18 protein-coding genes are annotated in these 18,745 nt (G+C 67.5%); 6 read left to right on the top strand and 12 right to left on the bottom strand.

Annotated features, from left to right (window positions below):
- Positions 1-7: 7 nt before the first annotated feature.
- From fabF to ABIC50_RS02740, 8 genes are all read right to left on the bottom strand, one after another.
- A complete protein-coding gene (gene fabF / locus ABIC50_RS02775) occupies positions 8-1,240 on the bottom strand; it encodes a beta-ketoacyl-ACP synthase II (protein WP_105833447.1) in 1,233 nt (410 codons plus the stop codon).
- A 162-nt stretch (positions 1,241-1,402) separates the two neighbouring features.
- The gene (gene acpP / locus ABIC50_RS02770) at positions 1,403-1,642 is read right to left on the bottom strand and encodes an acyl carrier protein (protein WP_004197638.1); all 240 of its coding nucleotides are present in this window, start codon (positions 1,640-1,642) and stop codon (positions 1,403-1,405) included.
- A gap of 144 nt (positions 1,643-1,786) precedes the next feature.
- Positions 1,787-2,536 carry a 3-oxoacyl-ACP reductase FabG gene (fabG, locus tag ABIC50_RS02765; protein ID WP_175664036.1) on the bottom strand — a complete coding sequence of 250 codons (750 nt, stop codon included), beginning with the start codon at positions 2,534-2,536 and terminating at the stop codon, positions 1,787-1,789.
- Between the two features lie 36 nt (positions 2,537-2,572).
- A complete protein-coding gene (gene fabD / locus ABIC50_RS02760) occupies positions 2,573-3,505 on the bottom strand; it encodes an ACP S-malonyltransferase (protein ID WP_354161443.1) in 933 nt (310 codons plus the stop codon).
- Between the two features lie 85 nt (positions 3,506-3,590).
- On the bottom strand, positions 3,591-4,580 hold the full coding sequence (locus ABIC50_RS02755) for a beta-ketoacyl-ACP synthase III (RefSeq protein WP_011656343.1): 990 nt from the start codon (positions 4,578-4,580) through the stop codon (positions 3,591-3,593).
- Entirely contained in the window at positions 4,581-5,687 is a 1,107-nt protein-coding gene (plsX, locus tag ABIC50_RS02750; protein WP_011656342.1) for a phosphate acyltransferase PlsX, read from the bottom strand.
- Between the two features lie 129 nt (positions 5,688-5,816).
- Positions 5,817-5,996 carry a 50S ribosomal protein L32 gene (gene rpmF, locus ABIC50_RS02745; RefSeq protein ID WP_006051932.1) on the bottom strand — a complete coding sequence of 60 codons (180 nt, stop codon included), beginning with the start codon at positions 5,994-5,996 and terminating at the stop codon, positions 5,817-5,819.
- Between the two features lie 98 nt (positions 5,997-6,094).
- The gene (locus ABIC50_RS02740; RefSeq protein WP_354161441.1) at positions 6,095-6,730 is read right to left on the bottom strand and encodes a DUF177 domain-containing protein; all 636 of its coding nucleotides are present in this window, start codon (positions 6,728-6,730) and stop codon (positions 6,095-6,097) included.
- A 255-nt stretch (positions 6,731-6,985) separates the two neighbouring features.
- Here ABIC50_RS02740 and ABIC50_RS02735 point away from each other — a divergent pair, with 255 nt between their 5' ends.
- The gene (locus ABIC50_RS02735) at positions 6,986-7,615 is read left to right on the top strand and encodes a Maf-like protein (RefSeq protein WP_006759763.1); all 630 of its coding nucleotides are present in this window, start codon (positions 6,986-6,988) and stop codon (positions 7,613-7,615) included.
- Positions 7,612-8,334 (top strand): SAM-dependent methyltransferase, encoded by a 723-nt coding sequence (locus tag ABIC50_RS02730; protein WP_006752481.1) that lies wholly within the window; start codon positions 7,612-7,614, stop codon positions 8,332-8,334. Before ABIC50_RS02735 ends, ABIC50_RS02730 begins: the two co-directional genes overlap by 4 nt.
- Before the next feature lie 70 nt (positions 8,335-8,404).
- On the opposite strand, the gene ABIC50_RS02725 is transcribed toward ABIC50_RS02730, so the two are convergent.
- Genes ABIC50_RS02725 through ABIC50_RS02710 form a run of 4 tightly spaced genes read right to left on the bottom strand, consistent with a single transcriptional unit; the run spans position 8,405 to position 11,486 of the window.
- Positions 8,405-9,397 carry a S49 family peptidase gene (locus ABIC50_RS02725; RefSeq protein ID WP_354161438.1) on the bottom strand — a complete coding sequence of 331 codons (993 nt, stop codon included), beginning with the start codon at positions 9,395-9,397 and terminating at the stop codon, positions 8,405-8,407.
- A 12-nt stretch (positions 9,398-9,409) separates the two neighbouring features.
- Positions 9,410-9,820, bottom strand: coding sequence for a Rieske (2Fe-2S) protein (locus tag ABIC50_RS02720; protein WP_012363398.1), 411 nt, complete (start codon positions 9,818-9,820; stop codon positions 9,410-9,412).
- Positions 9,817-10,476 (bottom strand): HAD-IA family hydrolase, encoded by a 660-nt coding sequence (locus ABIC50_RS02715; RefSeq protein WP_354161436.1) that lies wholly within the window; start codon positions 10,474-10,476, stop codon positions 9,817-9,819. Before ABIC50_RS02715 ends, ABIC50_RS02720 begins: the two co-directional genes overlap by 4 nt.
- Before the next feature lie 5 nt (positions 10,477-10,481).
- Positions 10,482-11,486, bottom strand: a complete 1,005-nt coding sequence (locus ABIC50_RS02710) for an RluA family pseudouridine synthase (protein WP_105833442.1) — start codon at positions 11,484-11,486, stop codon at positions 10,482-10,484.
- 721 nt (positions 11,487-12,207) lie between these two features.
- Here ABIC50_RS02710 and ABIC50_RS02705 point away from each other — a divergent pair.
- The 4 genes from ABIC50_RS02705 to moeA all read left to right on the top strand — a co-directional run bounded on the left by ABIC50_RS02705 (position 12,208) and on the right by moeA (position 18,714).
- Complete coding sequence (locus ABIC50_RS02705; protein WP_354161433.1) at positions 12,208-15,423, top strand: Rne/Rng family ribonuclease; 3,216 nt, start codon at positions 12,208-12,210, stop codon at positions 15,421-15,423.
- A gap of 131 nt (positions 15,424-15,554) precedes the next feature.
- Positions 15,555-16,667 carry a GTP 3',8-cyclase MoaA gene (gene moaA / locus ABIC50_RS02700; protein ID WP_175661038.1) on the top strand — a complete coding sequence of 371 codons (1,113 nt, stop codon included), beginning with the start codon at positions 15,555-15,557 and terminating at the stop codon, positions 16,665-16,667.
- A 28-nt stretch (positions 16,668-16,695) separates the two neighbouring features.
- The gene (gene mobA, locus ABIC50_RS02695; RefSeq protein WP_354161430.1) at positions 16,696-17,313 is read left to right on the top strand and encodes a molybdenum cofactor guanylyltransferase MobA; all 618 of its coding nucleotides are present in this window, start codon (positions 16,696-16,698) and stop codon (positions 17,311-17,313) included.
- 105 nt (positions 17,314-17,418) lie between these two features.
- Positions 17,419-18,714: a molybdopterin molybdotransferase MoeA gene (gene moeA, locus ABIC50_RS02690; protein WP_354161427.1), complete on the top strand. Its 1,296-nt coding sequence runs from the start codon at positions 17,419-17,421 to the stop codon at positions 18,712-18,714.
- Positions 18,715-18,745: the final 31 nt, after the last annotated feature.

Here is an 18,745-nt window from a genome sequence, read left to right as displayed (position 1 = left end):
TTCGACGTCAGACGCGCTTGAACACCAGCGTGCCGTTGGTACCACCGAAGCCGAAGTTGTTCTTCACGGCCACGTCGATCTTCATGTCCCGCGCGGTGTTCGCGCAGTAATCGAGATCGCACTCGGGGTCCTGGTTGAAGATGTTGATGGTCGGCGGCGACACGTTGTTGTGCAGCGCCAGCACCGTGAACACCGACTCCAGACCACCCGCGCCACCCAACAGGTGGCCCGTCATCGACTTCGTCGAGTTCACGACGAGCTTGTACGCGTGCTCGCCGAATGCCGCCTTCACCGCGTCGGACTCGTTCTTGTCACCGAGCTGCGTCGACGTGCCGTGCGCGTTCAGGTACTGGACCTCGTCCGGGTTCACGCCGGCGTCGCGCAGGGCCGCGACCATGCAGCGGCGCGGACCGTCCATGTTCGGCGCGGTCATGTGGTACGCGTCGCCCGTCATGCCGAAGCCCGAGACTTCCGCATAGATCTTCGCGCCGCGTGCCTTCGCCGCCTCGTACTCTTCAAGCACCATCACGCCCGAACCCTCGCCCAGCACGAAGCCGTCGCGGTCCTTGTCCCACGGACGGGACGCGGTGGCCGGATCGTCGTTGCGGGTCGACAGCGCCCGCGCGGCCGCGAAGCCGCCGATGCCCAGCGGCGACACCGTCGATTCGGCGCCGCCCGCGACCATCACGTCGGCGTCGCCGGCCTGGATCAGGCGTGCCGCGAGGCCGATGCTGTGCAGGCCGGTCGTGCAGGCCGTCACGGCCGCGAGGTTCGGGCCCTTCAGACCGAACATGATGCTCAGGTGACCCGAGATCATGTTGATGATCGAACCCGGCACGAAGAACGGCGAAATACGGCGTGCGCCGCGATCGACGTAGGTCTGGTGCGTGTCTTCGATCATCGGCAGGCCGCCGATGCCGGAGCCGACCAGCACGCCGATGCGCTCCGCATTGGCTTCGTTCACCTCGAGGCCGCTGTCCCGGATTGCCTGGACGCCGGCTGCGATGCCGTAATGGATGAACGTGTCCATGTTGCGGGCTTCCTTCGCCGGGATGTACTCCTCGGCGCTGAAACCCTTCACCTCGCCCGCGAAATGCACGGCGAGGTTCGACGGATCGAACTTCGTGACGGTGGCGATGCCGGACTTGCCGGCGACGAGATTGGCCCAGCCGTCGGCAACATTATTGCCAACGGGCGAAATCAGCCCCAGGCCTGTAACGACAACACGACGGCGGCTCACGGTAACCTCTTTTCCATTGGATGACAAAAACAAAAGCCACAGTGGCCCCAGGAACCAGCCCTGCGAGCCCTGCGGCTGTTAGTCCGTCCGGCGCGAATGCCGGCAGGATGGCGCGTCAATCGCGAAGATCGCGGCGACGTTGCGGACAAACGCGAAAGGCGCTTATGCCTTGACGTTTGCGCGAGCGTAGTCGATCGCTTGCTGAACCGTCGTGATCTTCTCTGCTTCTTCGTCCGGGATTTCCATGCCGAACTCGTCTTCGAGCGCCATCACCAGTTCGACCGTGTCGAGCGAGTCAGCACCCAGATCGTTCACGAACGATGCTTCGTTCTTGATCTCGGCTTCCGCGACGCCCAGTTGCTCAGCGACGATCTTCTTGACACGTTGTTCGATGTTATCCATTACCCCTCCGAGGGAAAGTTCAGATTTACAAGTGCGCGCATTTTATCAGGTTTGCTGACGCCAAAACGCGCGTTGGCTTGATGGTCGATCCAGCACCGATCCGCCTGAAAAACGGGATACGGCGCGGATGGTAAACGAAAACCGTTACGACATGTACATGCCGCCGTTCACGTGCAGCGTCGTGCCGGTGATGTAACCGGCCTGCGGCGATGCGAGGAACGCGACGGCATGGGCGATGTCTTCCGGGCTGCCGAGTCGGCCGAGCGGAATCTGGGTCTTGAGCGCGGCCTGCTGTTCTTCCGGCAGCGTCTTCGTCATGTCGGTGTCGATGAAGCCCGGCGCGACGCAGTTCACCGTGATGCCACGGCTGCCGATTTCGCGTGCGAGCGCGCGGGTCATGCCCGCGACGCCGGCCTTCGCGGCCGCGTAGTTGGCCTGGCCCGGGTTGCCGGCCGAACCGACCACCGACGTGATGTTGATGATGCGGCCGCCGCGGGCCTTCATCATCGGGCGCAGCACCGCGCGCGACAGGCGGAACACCGACTTCAGGTTGGTGTCGATCACCGCGTCCCAGTCCTCGTCCTTCATGCGCATCGCGAGCTGGTCCTGCGTGATCCCGGCGTTGTTCACGAGCACGTGGAGCGCGCCGAATTCCTTCACGGTCGCGTCGATCAGCGCTTCGGCGGCCGCCGCGTCGTTGACGTTCAGCACCGCGCCTCGGCCCGTCACGCCCGCTTCCGCGAACCCGGCGGTAATCGCGGTGGCGCCCGATTCGCTCGTCGCGGTGCCGATCACCGTCGCGCCCAGGCGCGCGAGTTCGAGCGCGATCGCCCGGCCGATGCCGCGCGATGCGCCGGTCACGATCGCGACCTGTTTATCGAGAGTCTTTTCCATGAATCGAATATCCGTCTCTTGAGGAAAGGCGCCGCGTCAGGCGGTCGCCAGCTTCAGTGCTTCGTCGAGCGAAGCCGGATCGAACACCGAGGCGCCGACCAGGTTGCCGTCGATGCGCTTCGTCAGGCCCGCCAGCACCTTGCCCGGACCGCATTCGATCACGTGCGTGACGCCCGTGCCCGCGATGTGCTGCACGCATTCGACCCAGCGCACCGGGCCCGCGGCCTGGCGCACCAGCGCGTCCTTGATCGCGGCCGGATCGCTGACCACCGCGACGTCGATGTTGTTGACGACCGGAATCTGCGGCGCCTTCACGTCGACGTTCGCGAGATAGTCGCGCAACTGGTCCGACGCCGGCTTGAGCAGCGACGAATGGAACGGCGCCGATACCGGCAGCGGCAGCGCGCGCTTCGCGCCTTTCGCCTTCGCGATTTCGCACGCCTTCTCGACGGCCGCCTTCGCGCCCGCGATCACGACCTGCGCCGGCGCGTTGAAGTTCACGGCTTCGACGACGCCCGCTGCCGCGGCTTCGGCGCACACCGCGCGCACCGTATCGTCATCGAGGCCCAGGATCGCGGCCATGCCGCCCTGGCCGACCGGCACGGCCGTCTGCATCGCCTGCGCACGGAAGCGCACGAGCGGCACCGCGTCCTTGAACGCGATCGCGCCTGCCGCGACGAGCGCCGTGTATTCGCCGAGGCTGTGGCCCGCGACGATCGACGGTGCCGGGCCGCCAGCCTGCTGCCACGCGCGATAGCACGCGTAGGCGGCCGTCAGCATCACCGGCTGCGTGTTGGTGGTCAGGTTCAGCTCTTCGGTCGGACCTTCGGCGATCAGCTTGCCGAGATCCTGATTGAGTGCATCGGATGCTTCCTGGAGCGTCTCGCGCACGACGGCCAGATCGGCGAATGCGTTGAGCATGCCGACCGACTGCGAGCCCTGCCCCGGAAAAACGAATGCAAATTTCATATCGTCCCCAATTGAATCGATTCGAACGGCGCGCGCGAACGGCGCGCCGGTTTGGGAGCCGCGCGCGGCAGTCGCGCGCCGCGGATCAGAAGCGGAAGACCGACGCGCCCCAGGTGAAGCCGCCGCCGACGCCCTCGATCAGCACGTGCTGACCACGCTTGATACGACCGTCGCGCACCGCGGTGTCGAGCGCCAGCGGGATCGACGCAGCCGACGTGTTGCCGTGCTGGTCGACCGTCACGACCATGCGCTCCTGCGGCAGGCCGAGCTTGCGGCAGGTGCTGGTCATGATGCGGATGTTGGCCTGGTGAGGAATCAGCCAGTCGACCTGCTCGGGCGCGAGATTCGCCTTCGCGAGCGCCTCGATCGCGACCTTTTCGAGCACGTTGACCGCGAGCTTGAACACGGCCTGCCCGTCCATGTACAGGAACGCGCTGCCGTCGATCACGCCGCGATTGACGTTACCCGGGGTGCAGAGGATGTGCGAATAGCTGCCGTCCGCATGCAGCGCGCTGCCGAGCACGCCCGGCTCTTCCGAGGCGGACAGGATCACCGCGCCCGCGCCGTCGCCGAACAGCACGCAGGTGGTGCGATCCTTGAAATCGAGAATGCGCGAGAACGTCTCCGCGCCGATCACGAGCGCCGTACGGTGCTGGCCGCTGCGGATGAAGCTGTCGGCCGTCGCCATCGCATAGGCGAAGCCGGAGCACACGGCCTGCACGTCGAATGCCGCGCCGCCGTTCCTGATGCCGAGCTTGTTCTGCAGCAGGCACGCCGTGCTGGGGAACACGAAATCCGGGGTCGAAGTCGCGACGATGATCAGATCGATCGACTGCGGATCGATGTCGGCCGCCTCGATCGCACGACGCGCCGCTTCGAGCGCGAGATCGCTCGTCGTGACGTCCGGTGCGGCGAAATGGCGCGCATGGATGCCCGTGCGCGCAACGATCCACTCATCGCTCGTCTCGATGCCTTCCTTCGCGAGACGGTCGGCGAGCTGCTGGTTCGTGACGCGGTCGGGCGGCAGGTAGCTGCCCGTGCCGAGCACGCGGGAATAGAGAGTCGATTGGGCCATTTATGCTTTAGAGGATTGCGCAGCGGAAGGTTCAGCGTGATGGCCTGGGGCCGGGCTCGCCGTGCCCGCGCCGCCCGCGTCGTGTCCGCCGTCGCCGAGCGACACCGAATTGTCTGCCATCGCGCGCGCGAGGCGCTCCAGCACGCCGTTTTTGACGGCATCATAACCCCGTTTGATCGCCCACTCAAACGCGTAGGCATCGGCCGAACCATGGCTTTTGATCACGAGGCCCTTCAGCCCCAGCAGCGCCGCGCCATTGTACTGGCGATGGTCGACGCGCTTCTTGAAGCGCATCAGCACCGGCAGCGCGAGCAGCGCCATCAGCTTCGACATCAGCGAACGGCCGAACTCCTCGCGGATGATGTCGGACAGCATCTGCGCGAGCCCCTCGGACGTCTTGAGCGCGACGTTGCCGACGAAGCCGTCGCAGACGATCACGTCGACCGTACCCTTGTAGATGTCGTTGCCTTCGACGTTGCCGCGGAAATTCAGCGTGCTGGCGCGCAGCAGTTCACCCGCGCGCTTGATCGTTTCGTTGCCCTTGATGACTTCTTCGCCGATGTTCAGCAGGCCGATCGTCGGACGCTCCTTGCCTTCGAGCGCGGCGACGAGCGCGTGCCCCATCTCCGCGAACTGCAGCAGATGCTGCGGCTCGCAGTCGACGTTCGCACCGAGGTCCAGCATCATCGTGTAGCCGGTCGGGTTCGGCAGCGCGAACGCGATCGCGGGCCGCTCGATGCCGGGCAGCGTCTTGAGCACATAACGGGACACGGCCATCAGCGCGCCGGTGTTGCCGGCGGAGATACAGGCCTGGGCCGCGCCTTCCTTGACCTGGTTGAGCGCGACACGCATCGAAGAATCCTTCTTCTTGCGCAGCGCGACTTCGACAGGGTCGTCCATCGCCACGACTTCGGTGGCGGGCACGATGGTCAGCGCGGGATCGTCGAGGGCTTTCAGCTTTTTCAGCTGAGCGCGGATCGCGCTTTCGATGCCGACGAGCATCAGGTGCGCATCAGGATGCGCGCGGACGAACTTGACTGCCGCGGGAACGGTCACGGACGGGCCGTGGTCGCCTCCCATGCAATCGATTGTGAGCTTTACGGTCATGGAATGCGACGAATTTCAGGCACAAAAAAGCGGCAGTTGAATGCCGCCTTTTTGTTGAGCCAGGAAAGTGTCAAGCGAACCAGTTGTCACGCGAACGGCGAGCGTAGCGCGCAACGCGTGACTTGACGCTTAGTCGTTCTTCGTCTTGACGACTTTCTTGCCGCGATAGTAGCCGTTCGGGCTGACGTGGTGACGCAGGTGCACTTCACCCGTGCTCGGCTCGACTGCCAGCGGCGCTGCCGTCAGGAAATCGTGCGAACGATGCATGCCGCGCTTCGACGGCGACTTCTTGTTTTGCTGGACTGCCATGACTAACTCCTAATTGATTTTCCGGATTCTAACACAGCCCGATCCGGCGCTTAACTACCCTGGCCCAAAGCCTTTACGCCTTCCCGCGCCACAACTGCTTAGTGTTTCTTGCTGCCGTCCCCGTCCTTCTTCAACGCTTGCAGCGCTGCGAACGGATTCGGCCGTTTGCCTTCGTCCTCGTCTTCGACGGACTCGTCGTCCGCCTCTTCCGAAGGACCGCTCACACCCGACACGAGACTTTCGTGAACTGCCGGGCAAACCTCGTGCTTGGGCACGAGCGGCAACGAAAGCAGCAATTCCTCTTCGATCAAGTCGACGAGATCGAACTGGCGTGTGCCCACGATCACATCGGCTTCATCGTCGTCGAGCGGAAATTCTTCAGCTTCTTCTTCGGTCGCAACGACCCGGTACGTCATGTCGACGTCGAACGTCTGGTCGTACGGGGTCATGCAGCGCTGGCACGTGAGCCACGCATGGCCGTGCACCGCGAGTCGCAGATACGGCTGCTGCCCATCGGCGCCGTCGTCCTGCAACTCCTTCTGGGTGAACCCTTCGGCCTGCCACGTGAAGACCGTGTCGCGATCTGGCGCGTCCATCGGCACTTCGTTTAACATGCGCGGCAGCTGCGACAGACGCACCGCACCCGCTGCCTGCCGCCCGCTGCGGGCGAATTCGAACAGGTCGACTGCGTGCGGATCAAGCGATGCCGCCGGCTTGCCAGAAGAAGTGTTCATGTTGCGCTCCTGCCTACAGGCTGACTTGCGGATCCGGCTTGCCGGCGCCGCTCATCCGGCGCCGCCCACGGACGTGATCTACGCCACGTACGATTACGTAACTTTACTTCCGAAGACCCGGCAGGCGCCATCACTGCGAAAGCCTGCCGACGAAAAGCGGGAAAGCATACCTGTTTTACCTTTTGCGGTCAATCACTTATGCTTGCGCCCTCGCAACGCCGCGCCACACCTGACGATTCACCGACCCAATCGACCATGCCGCATACCGTTTGCCGCCCGCCGCGGCTGATTCTCGCCTCCAGTTCCCGCTACCGCCGCACGCTTCTCGAGCGCCTCGGCCTGCCGTTCGACGTCGTATCGCCCGACCTCGACGAAACCCCGCTCGCAGGTGAAACGCCCGCTGCAACCGCGCTGCGTCTCGCCGGCGCGAAGGCGCGCGCGGTCGCCGCGACCATCGACGCGCCGGACGGCGTGCTCGTGATCGGGTCGGACCAGGTCGCGACGTTCGACGGCCTTCAGATCGGCAAGCCCGGCACGCATGAACGTGCGCTCGCGCAGCTGCTGTCGATGCAGGGCCGCGACGTCGAGTTCCACAGCGCGCTCAGCCTATACGACAGCCGCACGGGCGAAACGCAGAGCGAGGACGTCGTCACGCACGTGCGCTTCCGTTCGCTGCCCGAAGCCGAACTCGATGCGTACCTGCGCGCGGAAACGCCGTACGACGTGGCCGGCAGCGCGAAGTCCGAAGGGCTCGGCATCGCGCTGCTCGACGCGATCGACTCCGACGACCCGACGGCGCTCGTCGGCCTGCCGCTGATCGCGCTCACGCGGATGCTGCGCACCGCGGGCTATCCGCTGTTCACTACTCACGGAGACCGCGCATGACGGCCGGCACACTTTATCTCGTCCCGAACACGCTCGGCGAAGGCGACGAATCGATGCTCGCCGCCGTGCTGCCCGCGGCCGTGCAGGCGCGCGCCGGCACGCTCGGCTATTACATCGGCGAAAACGCGAAAACGACCCGCGCGTTCCTGAAGAAGATCGGCACGACGCGGCCGATCCAGGAAATCGCGATCCGCGAACTGAACGTCAACACGCCGGCCGGCGAGATCGACAAGCTGCTCGCACCGGTGCTCGCGGGCACGGACGCCGGGCTCGTGTCCGAGGCCGGCTGTCCCGCAGTGGCCGACCCCGGCGCGCTGCTGGTCCGCCGTGCGCATGAACGCGGCGTGAAGGTCGTGCCGCTCGTCGGGCCGAGTTCGATCCTGCTCGCGCTGATGGCGTCGGGCCTGAACGGCCAGAGTTTCGCGTTCAACGGCTACCTGCCGGTCGATGCGGCCGCGCGCGCGAAACGCCTGCGCGAGCTCGAGCAACTGTCGCGCAAGGGCCGCCAGACGCAGATCTTCATCGAGACGCCGTACCGGAACCACGCGATGCTCGACACGCTCGTCGCGACCTGCGCGCCGTCGACGCAGATCTGCGTCGCGGCCGACCTGACCCTCGAAACCGAGACGATCGCCAGCCGTTCGGTCGCGGACTGGAAAAAAGCGCCGGCGCCGAATCTGCACAAGCGCCCCGCCATCTTCCTGCTGCTCGCGAACTGACGCGCCGACGCCCGCAGCCGCCTCGCGGCCCGGAGCGCGCGGCTGCGTTCGCCGCGGCACGGGCCCGCGCTCAGTGCAGGCTGAACGACGTGCCGCCCGCGGCGAGCGCCTTCATCGCGGCACCGCCGACCGCCGCGCCGAACTTGCGCGCGACGCGGTTCGTCAGGCTTTCCTTCACCGTGTAGTCGACGAGATCCGGCGCCTTCAGCACGTCGCGCGCGACCGTGTCGGTCGTGCCGTAGCCGTCGGCGAGGCCAAGCTCGACGCTCTTCTCGCCCGTCCAGAACAGACCCGAGAACATGTCGGGCGTTTCGTGCAGCCGCTTGCCGCGACCGTCCTTCACGGCCTTGATGAACTGCGCATGGACCTGGTCGAGCAGTGCCTGCGCATGGGCGTCCATCTTCGGCGTCTCGGGCGAGAACGGGTCGTAGAAGCCCTTGTTTTCGCCCGACGTGTGCAGGCGGCGATCGACGCCGAGTTTGCCCATCAGGCCCGTGAAGCCGAACCCGTCCATCAGCACGCCGATCGAGCCCACGATGCTCGCCTTGTCGACGAAGATCTTGTCGGCGGCGGACGCAATGTAATAACCGCCCGATGCGCACATGTCGGTCACGACGACGTACAGCGGCTTGTGCGGATATTTCGTGCGCAGCCGGCGGATCTCGTCGTAGACCATCCCGGCCTGCACCGGGCTGCCGCCCGGGCTGTTGATCCGCAGCACGACGCCGGCCGCGCCGTCGTCGTCGAACGCGGCATCGAGCGCCGTATTGATGTCTTCGCCGTTCGCGTTGGTGCCTGCCGCGATCTCGCCGTCGATCGTCACGAGCGCCGTGTGGCGCCCGGTCGACGCGAACTTCGCGTCGTTCGAGAAATCGATCAGCGCGAACGCGAGCAGCAGGAACACGCCGAGGAACGCGAAGCGGAAGAAGATCTTCCAGCGCCGCGCCGCGCGCTGTTCCTTGACGGCCGCGAGCGCGATCCGCTCGAGCGCCGCGCGCTCCCAGTTCGGCTCGCGGCTGTCGGGACGGGACGAGGAATCAGGGATATTCGGTTGGTCGGCCATGCAGTGGTGTCGTCAGTCGGTCGTGGCGGAAGGAGTCGAAGCGGCGGGACGCAGGTCGGCATCGGGCACCCAGAATACCGCACGGCCATCGGGCATGTCGCGCTCGTCGACCTCCACCGGCCGCAGGCGGCCGCCGCGGCACGGGCCGCCGACGCACTTGCCGGTGTCCGGCGCGTAGATCGCACCGTGCGTCGCGCACATCAGGTAGAGGCCCGACGACTCGAAGAACTGCCCTTCGGCCCAGTCGAGCTCCATCGGCACGTGTGCGCAGCGGTTCAGGTAGCCGTACGCACGGCCGTCGTAGCGTACGAAGAACACGACCGCCTGCTCGCCGCGCAGCGTCGCGTCGACGCGCACGCCGGCGCCGCCGTCGGTCAAGGCGTCCGATGCGCACACGCGCACGGCTTCCGGCGCCGCGCTCATGCGTGCTCCCGCAGCCACTCGGCCAGCGCGATGACGTCCGGCGCGACGAAGCGCGGCGTCAGCGCGGCCAGCGCCTCGGCCGTATGCGCGCCGTACGACACGCCGACGCCGGCCGCCCCCGCGCTCGCCGCCATCTGCAGGTCGTGCGTGGTGTCGCCGATCATCACGGTACGCGCCAGATCCTGCCCCAATTCGCGGGACAGTTCGTGCAGCATCGCCGGGTGCGGCTTCGAGAACGTTTCGTCCGCGCAGCGCGTCGCATCGAACAGGCTCGTCAGCTTCGACTGGTCGAGCACGCGATTCAGCCCGACCCGGCCCTTCCCGGTCGCGACCGCGAGCAGGTAACCCGTATCGCGCAATTCCGCGAGCAGTTCGCGCACGCCGGCGAACAGCTCGATGCGCTGGTCGTCCAGCAGGTAGTGAAAGCGGTAACGCTCGGCCAGCCGCGGATAGTCGGACGGATCGAGGGTCGGAGCAGTAATGCGCAGCGCGTCGCGCAGTCCGAGGCCGATCACATAGCGGGACGCCTCGTCCGACGGCGTGGGCAGGCCGAGATCGCGGCACGCGGCCTGGATGCTGTGCGCGATGTGCGCAGTCGAATCCATCAGCGTGCCGTCCCAGTCGAAGACGATCAGGTCAAATTGCTGTCGGGCCATGCGAGTCATGCGTTATCGCGCAAAGCGCTGAGTTGATCGAGGAAGCGCCGGCACTCGTCGGGCAGCGGCGCATCGAACTGCAGCGGCTCGCCGGTCAGCGGGTGCGCGAGCTTCAACCGGTGCGCATGCAGGAACATCCGCTTCAGCGACGGCTGCGCGTTCGCGCGCGCCAGCGCCTTGTTCAGTGCGAAATCGCCGTACTTGGCGTCGCCGGCGATCGGCAGGCCGAGATGCGCGAGGTGCACACGGATCTGATGGGTCCGGCCCGTTTTGAGTTCCGCTTCGACCAGCGCGTAATCCGGCCAGCGCTCGAGCAGGTTGAACACCGTGTGCGACGGCAGGCCGTCGTCCTGCACGCGCACGCGCCGCTCCCCTTCCGCAGTCGAATACTTGAACAGCGGCGCCTTCACCGCACGGCGGCGGCCCCAGTCGGCCTGCCACTCGCCGTGTCCGCATGCGAAGTAACGCTTGTCCATCCGGTTTTCACGGATCTGCTCGTGCAGGCCGACGAGCGCCGTGCGCTTCTTCGCGAGCATCAGGATCCCGGACGTCTCGCGGTCGAGCCGGTGCACGAGTTCGAGGAATTTCGCACGCGGACGCGCCTGGCGCATCTGCTCGATCACGCCGAACGCGACGCCGCTGCCGCCGTGCACCGCGACGCCGGCCGGCTTGTTGATGACGAGCATCGCATCGTCCTCGTACAGCACCTCGAACTGCGCGGGCGGCACGATCGGCGTGTCGGCGCGCGCGAGATCGGCCGCCGCCACCCGCACCGGCGGCACGCGGACGATGTCGCCGAACGCGAGACGATACTGGGCATCGACCCGACCCTTATTCACGCGCACTTCGCCGCTGCGCAGGATCCGGTAAATATGGCTTTTGGGCACGCCTTTGCAGACGCGCAACAGGAAGTTGTCGATCCGCTGACCGGCCGAGTTTTCGTCGATCTCGAGCATCGATACCTGGCCGCTTGCGACTGAATTCTGGGATATTTTGCCTAACTCATTCATACTGAATATAATTTTGCCCAGCCTGACGTTGAGGGTGGCCTGACAGGCCGGCCCCGGCTGAATCGGGCAAGGCGCAAGCGCAAACCGCTATTTTACTTGCGCCGGGGGTCCGCTGCTCGCCCCTAATCAAAGAGATGCAGCAAGTTGCACGCACGGCGCCGCCCGTCGGCAAGGATCGCGCCCACAGGCGGATTCGGTCGGCAAGGCGCCGCGGTAACGGAAAGTTGGTTGAAAAGAATTTGATCGGTAGCCCGACGGCGCGAAGTGCGTCCGCAGGCTGCCGGTTGCGAAAACTACGGCGTTGCGCCTGATTTGGCCCCGCGAAGGTGCGGGGCTTGGCGACGTCAAACCAGGGAAGTACACCCCAAGCGGGAAAGTCGGGTTGGATTCGATACTCCCCGCTGCGGCCCAAGCCGCAGCATCTGCCGCCCGTCGGCGCGCGCGACGTATTGCGCGCGCCCGTGGCGATGCCCGGACTCAGGCTTAGCGCGCTTGTGCAGCGTGCGGTGTGTGAACGCCGTGCTTTGAAACCGTATTCGCAGGTGCCCAACGGCCGCCGGCCCCGTCTTTCGGGCCCAAGCGCCTCTTCAGGCAATTCTCCCCGCCATCCTTCCCGCTCCAGCGTGCTTGTGACAACACAACAAGGTGCGGCCTGCCGTCGTTCCCGCCTTCGCGACTGACAACCGCGAGGCGCCGGCAGCGGAGCCGCCTGGAGTCGTTCATGAAACGCATGCTGTTCAATGCGACGCAGCAGGAGGAGCTGCGCGTCGCCATCGTCGATGGGCAAAAGCTCATCGACATCGACATCGAGACAGCCGGGCGCGAACAGCGCAAAGGCAATATCTACAAAGGTGTCATCACCCGTATCGAGCCGTCGCTCGAAGCGTGCTTCGTCAACTACGGCGAAGACCGCCACGGCTTCCTGCCGTTCAAGGAAGTCGCCCGCCAGTACTTCAAGGACGGCATCGACATGCGCTCCGCGCGCATCCAGGATGCGCTGCGCGAAGGCCAGGAACTGATCGTTCAGGTCGAGAAGGAAGAGCGCGGCAACAAGGGCGCCGCCCTCACGACCTTCATCTCGCTCGCCGGCCGCTACCTCGTGCTGATGCCGAACAATCCGCGCGGCGGCGGCGTGTCGCGCCGGATCGAGGGCGACGAGCGCCAGGAACTGCGCGAAACGATGGCGCAGTTGCAGATTCCGGACGGCATGAGCATGATCGCCCGCACCGCGGGCATCGGCCGCAGCGCCGAGGAACTGCAGTGGGACCTGAACTATCTGCTGCAGCTGTGGCGCGCGATCGAAGCGGCGTCGCAAAGCGGCAATGCCGGCCAGCCGATGCTGATCTATCTGGAATCGAGCCTCGTGATCCGCGCGATCCGGGACTATTTCCAGCCCGATATCGGCGAAATCCTGATCGACACGACCGAGATCCACGATCAGGCCCGTGCGTTCATGGACATCGTGATGCCGGACAACGTGTCGAAGGTGAAGCGCTACCACGACGACGTGCCGCTCTTCTCCCGCTTCCAGATCGAGCACCAGATCGAGACGGCCTACTCGCGCACGGTACCGCTGCCGTCCGGCGGCGCGATCGTGATCGACCACACCGAGGCCCTCGTCGCGATCGACGTGAACTCGGCGCGTGCGACCAAGGGCGCGGACATCGAGGAAACGGCGACCCGCACGAACCTCGAAGCGGCGGACGAAGTGGCCCGCCAGTTGCGCCTGCGCGACCTTGGCGGCCTGATCGTGATCGACTTCATCGACATGGAGTCGGCCAAGAGCCAGCGCGAAGTCGAGCAACGCCTGAAGGACGCGCTCAAGCACGACCGTGCGCGCGTGCAGATGGGCAAGATCTCCCGCTTCGGCCTGATGGAACTGTCGCGCCAGCGCCTGCGTCCGGCGCTGTCGGAAGGCAGCCACGTGACGTGCCCGCGCTGTAACGGCACCGGCCACATCCGCGATACCGAATCGTCCGCGCTGCAGGTCCTGCGGATCATTCAGGAAGAAGCGATGAAGGAAAACACCGCGGCGATCCACTGCCAGGTGCCGGTCGAGGTGACCGCCTTCCTGCTCAACGAAAAGCGTCAGGAAATCAACAAGATCGAGTCGCGCTTCAAGGTCGGCATCGTGCTGATCCCGAACAAGCACCTCGATACGCCGCACTACAAGCTCGAGCGCCTGCGTCACGACGACGCGCGCCTCGACGATCCGCGCGCGTCCTGGAAGATGGCCGAGGAAGCCGCCCGCGAACTGGAGTCGGAAACCGGCTACAGCAAGCGCACGGCCGACGTGAAGCCGAAGCAGGAAGCGGCGGTCAAGGGCATCACGCCCGAGCGCCCGGCGCCGAGCGCGGCACCGCAGCGCCCGGCCGAGCCGGTTGCGGCGGCGCCCGCGCCGGTCGCCGTGGCAAGCAACGGCGGCTTCATCGGCTGGCTGAAGGGTCTGTTCGGCATGTCGCCGGCTCCGGCTCCGGCGCCCGCGCCGGTTGCACCGGCACCGGCGAAGGAACAGGCTGCCCGCCCGGCCCGCGAGCGGACCGAGAAGACCGAGCAGCGCGGCGGCGATCGCAACCGCAACCGCCGCGGCGGCGCCCAGCAGGCTCAGGGTGGCCGCGACCAGGCAGTGACGGGCCGTGGCCAGTCGCAACGCCAGGAACGCGAAGGCAAGGAAATTCGCGAGCCGCGTGAACCGCGTGAACCGCGCGAGGGTCGTGAACCGCGTGAAAGCCGCGAGCCGCGCGAAAGCCGTGAGGGTCGCGAAGGTCGTGAGGGCCGTGGCCCGCGCGAAGGCCGCGAACCGCGCGAGCCGCGTGAAAGCCGTGAGAGCCGCGAGCCGCGCGAGAACCGCGAACCGCGCGAGCGCGTCGAGCAGCCGGAAGCCGTCGAGGCCGGCGGCCGCGGCGAGCGCCAGGAACGCGGCGAACGTCGCGAGCGCGGTGAACGCCGCAAGCCGGTGCAGCACGCGGCGACGCTCGAGACCGTCAACCGTGGCGAAAACCATCCGGAAGCCGAAGCCGACCAGGCCGTCGCGGCCCTGCCGGGCGCCGATATCGGTGCCGACGCGGAAGCCGGCGCACGTGACGGCGAGGAACGTCGCCGTCGCCGCCGCGGCCGCCGCGGTGGTCGTCGCGAGCGCGAGGACGAAGGCTCGGTGGTCGAGCATGCCGAGCAGGGCGCGGACGGCGAAGCCCCCGTGCACGCCGTGACGACGGAAGCCCCGAACGCGGTCGAGCCGGCCCGTGCGGCCGCACCGGTCGCGGTGGCGTCCATGGCAGCCGTTTCGGCAGCAGGCGCCGCGGTTGCGGAAGCCGAAGTCGAGGAGCGTGCCGAAGCGGTCGCACCGGCCGCGGTCGAGTCGCAAACGGCACCGGTTCGCGTCGAAGCGACGCCGGTCGCACCGCTCGAGCCCGCGCCGGTCGTACCGGCAGCCGAACCGGCACCGGTCACGCCGGCCGCTGAATCGGAAGCCGGCCCGGCTCCGGTCGCGGTTTCGCCGACCGATGCGTTCGAAGTGCCGGCCGCACCGGCTGCCGTCGAAGCGCCGCAGTCCGCGCCCGTCGAGCAAGCCGCACCGGCACCGGTCGTCGCAGCTGAAGTCGCTCCGGCACCCGTTGCTCCGGCACCGGTCGCGCCCGCACCGGTCGCTCCGGTTCACGTCGAACCGGCTCGCGTCGAAGCCGCACCGGCCGAAACCGTTGCCGCACCGGCTCCGGCTCCGGCGCCCGCCCAGCCGGCCGCCGCGCCTGCTTCGGCGAGCCTCGATGCCGTGCTGGAGCAAGCCGGTCTCGTGTGGGTGAACACGGACGCCGACAAGTTCCGCGCTGCCCAGGAAGCCGCGTCGCGCCTGCCGCGTCCGGCCCGCGTGCCGCGCGAGCGCAAGGCGCAGCCGCCGGTCGACCCGACCCCGATGCAGCAGGTCGAAACGCACCGCTAAGCGGCGCATCGCCCGACCAGAAAAAGCCCGCCTCCGGCGGGCTTTTTCATTTCCGCGCTGCGGGTTTCCGCCCCCCGGCCCGGCCGGCCGCTTGCGGCTAAAATAGAGGCCTGACTCGCACTTCTTTCAACATGTCCCGACGCATCATTCCCCTCGCCGACGTCAGCGGGATGCCGGATATCTCCGGCGTCGCGCATACCCCCGACGGCGCGCTGGCCGACAGGTTCGCCAGGCCGCTGCGCGACTTGCGCATCTCGGTGACGGACCGCTGCAACTTCCGCTGCGTGTACTGCATGCCGCGAGACGTGTTCGACAAGGACTACCCGTTCCTGCCCCACAGCGCGCTGCTCACGCACGAAGAGATCGAGCGGGTGGCGCGGCTGTTCGTCGCCCACGGCGTCGAAAAGATCCGGATCACGGGCGGCGAGCCGCTGCTGCGCAAGAACCTCGAATTCCTGATCGAGCGCCTCGCGCGCCTGACGACTCACGACGGCCGCCCGCTCGACCTGACGCTGACCACCAACGGCTCGCTGCTCGCGCGCAAGGCGCGCGCGCTGAAGGACGCCGGCCTCACGCGCGTGACGGTCAGTCTCGACGCGCTCGACGACACGCTGTTCAAGCGCATGAACGACGCCGACTTCGCGAGCGCCGACGTGCTCGACGGCATCTTCGCCGCGCAGGCCGTGGGGCTCGCGCCCGTCAAGGTCAACATGGTCGTCAAGCGCGGCACCAACGACAGCGAGATCCTGCCGATGGCCGAGCGTTTCCGCGGCACCGGCGTGATCCTGCGCTTCATCGAATACATGGACGTCGGCACGTCGAACGGCTGGAACATGACCGAGGTGCTGCCGTCCGCGGACGTCGTCGCGCGGATCGCCGAGCGGTTCCCGCTCGTGCCGCTCGACGCGCACACGGCGGCGGAAACCGCGCAGCGCTGGGGCTATGCGGACGGCGGCGGCGAGATCGGCGTGATCTCGAGCGTCACGCAGGCATTCTGCGGCGACTGCACGCGCGCCCGGTTGTCGACCGAAGGCAAGCTGTACCTGTGCCTGTTCGCGTCGACGGGCCACGACCTGCGCGCACTGGTGCGCGGCGGCGCCAGCGACGCCGAGATCGCGACCGCGATCGCCCGGATCTGGCAGGCCCGCACCGACCGCTATTCGCAGCTGCGCGGCAGCGCGGCCGCCGACGCCGCGCCCGACGGCGCTGGCAAGCGCGTCGAAATGTCGTACATCGGCGGCTGACGCGCGCCGCCCCAGCCGACTTGCCGCGATGTCCGCTTCCTCATCGCCCTCCATCACCGGCCTGCTGCTCGCGGGCGGCCGTGCCACGCGCATGGACGGCGCGGACAAGGGCCTGCAGCTGCTCGACGGCACGCCGCTCGCGCTGCACGTGCTGCGCCGGCTCTCGCCGCAGGTCGACGAGACGCTGATCAGCGCGAATCGCAACGCCGATCGCTACGCCGAGCTCGGTGCGCCTTTCGACGCGCGCATCGTGGCAGACGAAACAGCCGATTTCCCCGGCCCGCTCGCGGGGCTGCTCGCCGGCATGCGGGCGGCGCGCGCCCCGCTCGTCGCGTGCGCGCCGTGCGATACGCCCTATTTGCCGGCCGACCTGGTCGCGCGGCTGCACGCGGCGCTCGACGCGCAGCAGGCCGACATCGCGATGGCCGTGACCGTCGACGCGCAGGACGCACGTTCGCCGCAGCCGACCTTCGCGCTGCTGCGCACGTCGCTTGCCGACGATCTCGCCGCCGCGCTCGCGGCCGGCGAGCGCAAGGTCCGTGCGTGGTACGCACGCCACAAGACGGTCGAAGTCGAGTTTCGCGACGAGCGTGCGTTTTACAATGCCAATTCCTGGCATGAACTGGCCGCGCTTGCCCGCCGCTGACGGCACCGGCATCCGTTCCCGCCCGCCGCATGCGCCTTCGCGCTCAGGCGCCGTCCGCGCGCCACCGGCCACGAACCCGATACGCCTTGCGGCGCAGTCCGACTGATGATCACGCAATCCTCGCCCGCCTCCCGAACCGCACCCGATTCCGCCGCCCCGCTGTCGCTCGCCGACGCGCAGGCGCTCGCGTGCCGGTTCGCGGTGCCGGTCGACGCGTGCGACACGGTGTCGCTGCATGACGCACTCGACCGCGTGCTCGCGGTCGACGTGAATGCGCCGTTCGACATTCCCGCGTACGACAACTCGGCGATGGACGGCTATGCGTTCGACGGGAGCGCAGGCGCGCCGGCAGCGGCCGCCGATATCACGCTGACGGTCGCCGGCTCGGCGTTCGCCGGCCATCCGTTCGACGGATCCGTGACGGCCGGCACATGCATTCGCATCATGACCGGCGCGCCGATGCCGGCCGGGTGCGACACGGTCATTCCGCAGGAACGCGTGCGCGTCGACGGAGATGTGATCCGCTTCGCCGCACACGACGTCGCACGCGGCGCAAACTGCCGCCGCGCCGGCGAGGATCTCGCGCGCGGCGCCTGCGCGCTCGCCGCCGGCCGCATCCTGCGCCCGTCCGATCTCGGCCTGCTCGCGTCGTTCGGGTTGCGCGAAGTCACGGTGCGCCGCCGCGTGCGCGTCGCCGTGTTCTCGACCGGCGACGAACTGCGCGAACCGGGCGAGCCGCTCGGCCCCGGCTCGCTGTACGACAGCAATCGCGCGATGCTGGTCGCGATGCTCGAAAGGCTGCACATCGACGCGCTCGATCTCGGGATCGTCCGCGACGATCCGGCCGCGCTCGAACGCGCGCTGCGCGATGCCGCCGACGCACGGGCCGACGCGATGATCACGTCGGGCGGCGTATCGGCCGGCGAAGCCGATTTCACGCGCGACGTGATGGCGCGGCTCGGCGACGTGACCTTCGCCAGCCTCGCATTGCGACCCGGGCGGCCGCTCGCATGCGGCACGCTTTCGCGTGCGGGTGACGGCGCCGGCCCGGTGCTGTTCTTCGGGCTGCCCGGCAACCCGGTCGCGTCCGCCGTGACGTTCTACGCGATCGTGCGCCCCGCGCTGCTGACGCTGGCCGGCGCGCACACGCCGCCGCCGGCGACGTACACGGCGCTCAGCACCGTGGCATTGAAAAAGCGTCCGGGCCGCACCGAATACCTGCGCGGCATCGCAACGCGTGCCGCCGACGGCCAGTGGCACGTCGCGCCGGCCGGTTCGCAGAGTTCCGCATCGTTGGGCGGTCTCGCGGCCGCCAACTGTTTCATCGTCCTGGGCCACGATTGCGCGACAGTCGACGCGGGCGCCCCGGTCGACATCCTGCCGCTCGACGGCCTGATCTGAATTCCAATCGATATATCTCTACGGGGGCAAT

This window comes from Burkholderia sp. 567 (genome assembly GCF_040545115.1).
GTDB lineage: Bacteria > Pseudomonadota > Gammaproteobacteria > Burkholderiales > Burkholderiaceae > Burkholderia > Burkholderia ambifaria.
This window is presented reverse-complemented; position numbering and strand designations above follow the sequence as displayed.